The following is a 4015-nucleotide window of genomic DNA, read 5'->3' as shown; positions in this document are numbered from 1 at the left end:
GCGGGGATCGGATCCCGCGCGTACTTGGCCGACACCTGGGTTCCCGCGGCGTCCCGCGTCCCTCGTGCTCGCCTCCCGGGCCATGCCCCCGGCGCCACGCGCGCGCGGGGACGATCACGCGTGTCCGGTGCCGGCCGCCGCGGAGGATCGCCGTCGCGCCCGCAGGCGGCGACGGTTGCGTCCCGGCGCCGGCCGCGCGACAACGCGGGCAGCTTCCCGCGCTCATCCGGAACACCACAGACGTGACGTCCAACGCCCCGGCGAATCCCCGAAAGACGTTCGGTCTCTCGACCGCGATCTCCTACCCCAACGGCGCGCCCCATATCGGCCACGCCTACGAGGTGATCGCCGCCGACGCGATCGCGCGCTTCCACCGGCTCGACGGCTACGACGTGCTGTTCTCCACCGGGACCGACGAGCACGGGCTCAAGATCCAGCAGGCCGCGACCCGGGCCGGCACCACCCCGCGCGCCTACGTCGACGGCACCGCCGCCCGGTTCCAGGCCATGGCCGACCGGATGGACTGCGCCTACGACCGCTTCATCCGCACCACCGAGCCCGGCCACTACGCCGCCGCCCAGGAGATCTGGCGGCGGATGGAGGCCAACGGCGACATCTACCTCGACAAGTATGCCGGCTGGTACTCGGTCCGCGACGAGGCCTACTACGACGAGTCCGAGACCCGGCTCCTGGAGGATGGCAGCCGCCGCAGCCTCGCCACCGACACGCCGGTCGAGTGGATGGAGGAGGAGAATTTTCTGTTCCGGCTCTCTGCCTACCAGGACAGGCTGCTGAAGCTCTACGACGAGCAGCCCGGCTTCATCGGGCCGGACACGCGCCGGAACGAGGTGGCGAGCTTCGTGCGCTCCGGCCTCAAGGACCTCTCGGTCAGCCGCACCAATTTCGACTGGGGCGTGCCGGTGCCGGGGCATCCGAACCACGTGATGTACGTGTGGGTCGACGCGCTCACCAACTATCTCACCGTCACCGGCTTCCCCGACGCGGAGAACCCCCAAAAAAGATTCTGGCCGATGGACCTGCACGTGATCGGCAAGGACATCGTCCGGTTCCACGCGGTCTACTGGCCGGCCTTCCTGATGTCGGCCGGGCTGCCGCTCCCGAAGCGCGTCTTCGGCCACGGCTTCCTGCTCTCCAAGGGCGAGAAGATGTCGAAGTCGCTGGGCAACGTCCTCGACCCGTTCGAGCTCGCCGACACCTACGGGGTCGACCCGGTGCGCTACTTCGTGCTGCGCGAGGTGCCGTTCGGGGGCGACGGCAGCTACAGCCACGAGGCGATCATCGGCCGGATCAACGCCGATCTCGCCAACGATCTCGGCAACCTCGCCCAGCGCTCGCTCACGATGGTCGCCAAGAACTGCGACGGCGCGGTGCCGGATCCGGGCAGCCTGGACGCGGCCGACACGGCCCTGCTGGCCCAGGCCGACGCCCTGCCGGCACGGGCCCGGACCCTCATGGGCGAGCTGGCGCTCCACACCGTCCTGGCGGAGATCTGGGCCGTGGTGGCCGAGGCCAACCGCTACTTCGCCGCCCAGGAGCCGTGGAAACTGCGCAAGTCCGACCCCGCGCGGATGAACGCGGTGCTCTACACGACGCTGGAATCCCTGCGCGTCTTCGGCATCCTGACCCAGCCCTTCGTGCCGGGGGCGGCGGCCAAGCTCCTCGACCTGCTGGCGGTGCCGGCCGACCGGCGCGGCCTCGCCGATGTGGGGGCGGGGGGCCGGCTCGTGCCCGGCACGGCGCTCCCCGCCCCCGCGCCGATCTTCCCGCGCTTCGAGCGCCCCGAGACTCCGTCCGCTTGAAGGCCCCTGCCGCTTGAAGGACCCTGCCGCCCGACGGCCCCGAGACCCGATGCTCATCGACAGCCACTGCCATCTCGACTTCCCGGACTTCGCCGCCGACCTCCCGGGCGTGATCGCCCGCGCCAAGGCCGCGGGCGTCGCCGGCATGCTCACGATCGCCACCCGGGTCGCCAAGGCCGACACCTACCGGGCGATCGCCGAGGCCCATCCCGAGGTCTGGCACACGGTCGGCACCCATCCCCACGGGGCCGCCGAGGAGCCGGACGTCGCCGCCGAGACGATCGCGGGCCTCGCCCAGGCCAGCCCGCGCTGCGTCGGGATCGGCGAGGCGGGCCTCGACTACCACTACGCCGACGCCGCCCCCGAGGCCGTGCAGGAGCGGGTGCTGCGCGCCCACATCGCGGCGGCCCGGCTCTCCGGCCTGCCGCTCGTGATCCACGCCCGGGACGCCGACGACCACATGGAGCGGGTGCTCGCCGACGAGATGGGCCGGGCGCCGTTCCGGGCGGTGCTGCACTGCTTCTCGTCGGGGCGGCGGCTGGCGGAGGCCGGGGTGGAGCTCGGGCTGTACGTGTCCTTCTCGGGCATCGTCACCTTCCGGCGCTCGCACGACCTGCGCGACATCGCCAGGGCCGTGCCCCTCGACCGGATCCTGGTGGAGACCGACGCGCCGTTCCTGGCCCCCGAGCCCCACCGGGGACGGACCAACGAGCCGGCCTACACGGCCGACACCGCCCGGTCGCTGGCCGGGACCCTGGGGCTGACCGCCGAGGACTTCGCCCGGACCACGACGGCGAATTTCTTCACCTTGTTCGACAAGGCCGCCGGAACGCGCCCGGGCGCTGCGTGACGAGTCGGAGCGGGAGATCCGGATGGCGAGCCTGACCCTGCGCATCCTCGGTTGCGGCTCGTCCGGCGGGGTGCCGCGGGTCGGCAGCGGCTGGGGCGCCTGCGACCCGGCGGAGCCGCGCAACCGCCGGCGGCGCTGCTCGATCCTGGTGGAGCGCGCGTCGGGGGCGGGGCGGACCACGCTCCTGGTCGACACCTCTCCGGACCTGCGCGAGCAGCTCATCGACGCCGGCGTGACGCGCCTCGACGGGGTGCTCTACACCCACGCCCACGCCGACCACACCCACGGGATCGACGACCTGCGCCCGCTGGTAATCGCCATGCGGGCCCGCATCCCGGTCTACGCCGACGCCCTGACGCGGTCGCTGCTCACGGCCCGGTTCGGCTACTGCTTCGAGACGCCCCCCGGCAGCGCCTACCCGCCGATCCTCGACCTGCGCGACCTCGCCGCCGGCCGCGACCTGACCCTGGAGGGGGAGGGGGGCGCGATCACGGTGGAATCACTCCCGGTGGAGCACGGCAACGAGGCGGCCCTGGGCTTCCGCTTCGGCGCGGCCGCCTACATGCCCGACGTCAGCCTGATCCCGGAGACGAGCCTCGCCCGGCTCCGCGGTCTCGACCTGCTGATCATCGACGCCTTGCGGGACACCCCGCACCCGACTCACTTCTCGGTCTCGGACGCCCTCGCGCTGATCGAGTCGGTCCGCCCGCGCAGGGCGGTCCTCACCAACCTGCACACGGATCTCGACTACGGCGCCCTCGCGACGCGCCTGCCGGAGGGCATCGCGCCCGCCTATGACGGCATGACCCTGAGCCTCGAGGCCTAGCGCGCTCACCGGGAGCGCGAATCGGGCGTCACACGGCTGTCGTCCGCGGAGTCCAAGAAAATCGGCTTTCCGGCCAACAAGCCTGTTGACGGCCGGGAACCCTGGATCTATACCCCGGTTCATCGGCGCCGGCCGCGGAAGTGGACCGGGCGCTGAGCCATCTTCTGACAAGCGGCGGGACTGGCCGGCGGGATTGCCGGGCGGTCTTCTGTTTGCCTCTGATGAGCCTTAGGCGACTGAGGCGCTCTTTGACAAGTTGGAATGAGGAAGGGAGACGCGGGCGGCGTTTGTCCTTGCGGCTAGGTCGAGAGACCTGGCGTGAGTAGACTTGTGCCGATCTGTTGTTCTTCTTTCTGAGCTCACCGACGGGTGTTCTGGCGCTGTGAAGCGTTTGGCACTTGGTCGATGTGAGGCTCCGTCTGAGAATACACGTGATCGGCCAGATCAATCTCTTCAACGTGAGAGTTTGATCCTGGCTCAGAGCGAACGCTGGCGGCAGGCTTAACACATGCAAGTCGA

At 70.9% G+C, this 4015-nt stretch carries 3 protein-coding genes and 1 rRNA gene; all 4 read left to right on the top strand.

Annotated elements, in window-relative coordinates; translation table 11 throughout:
- Window positions 1-242: 242 nt before the first annotated feature.
- Window positions 243-1820 (top strand): methionine--tRNA ligase, encoded by a 1578-nt coding sequence (gene metG / locus ACLBYB_RS32430; RefSeq protein ID WP_091683123.1) that lies wholly within the window; start codon window positions 243-245, stop codon window positions 1818-1820.
- A 49-nt stretch (window positions 1821-1869) separates the two neighbouring features.
- Complete coding sequence (locus ACLBYB_RS32425) at window positions 1870-2670, top strand: TatD family hydrolase (RefSeq protein ID WP_091683122.1); 801 nt, start codon at window positions 1870-1872, stop codon at window positions 2668-2670.
- A gap of 22 nt (window positions 2671-2692) precedes the next feature.
- Window positions 2693-3496, top strand: coding sequence for an MBL fold metallo-hydrolase (locus tag ACLBYB_RS32420; protein WP_447701330.1), 804 nt, complete (start codon window positions 2693-2695; stop codon window positions 3494-3496).
- A gap of 454 nt (window positions 3497-3950) precedes the next feature.
- Window positions 3951-4015: ribosomal RNA gene (locus tag ACLBYB_RS32415) — 16S ribosomal RNA — on the top strand; the annotation flags it as partial.

The organism is Methylobacterium sp. D54C (genome assembly GCF_053345595.1).
Note: the sequence above shows the minus strand (reverse complement) of the source record. Positions and strands in the feature narration are given on the sequence as shown.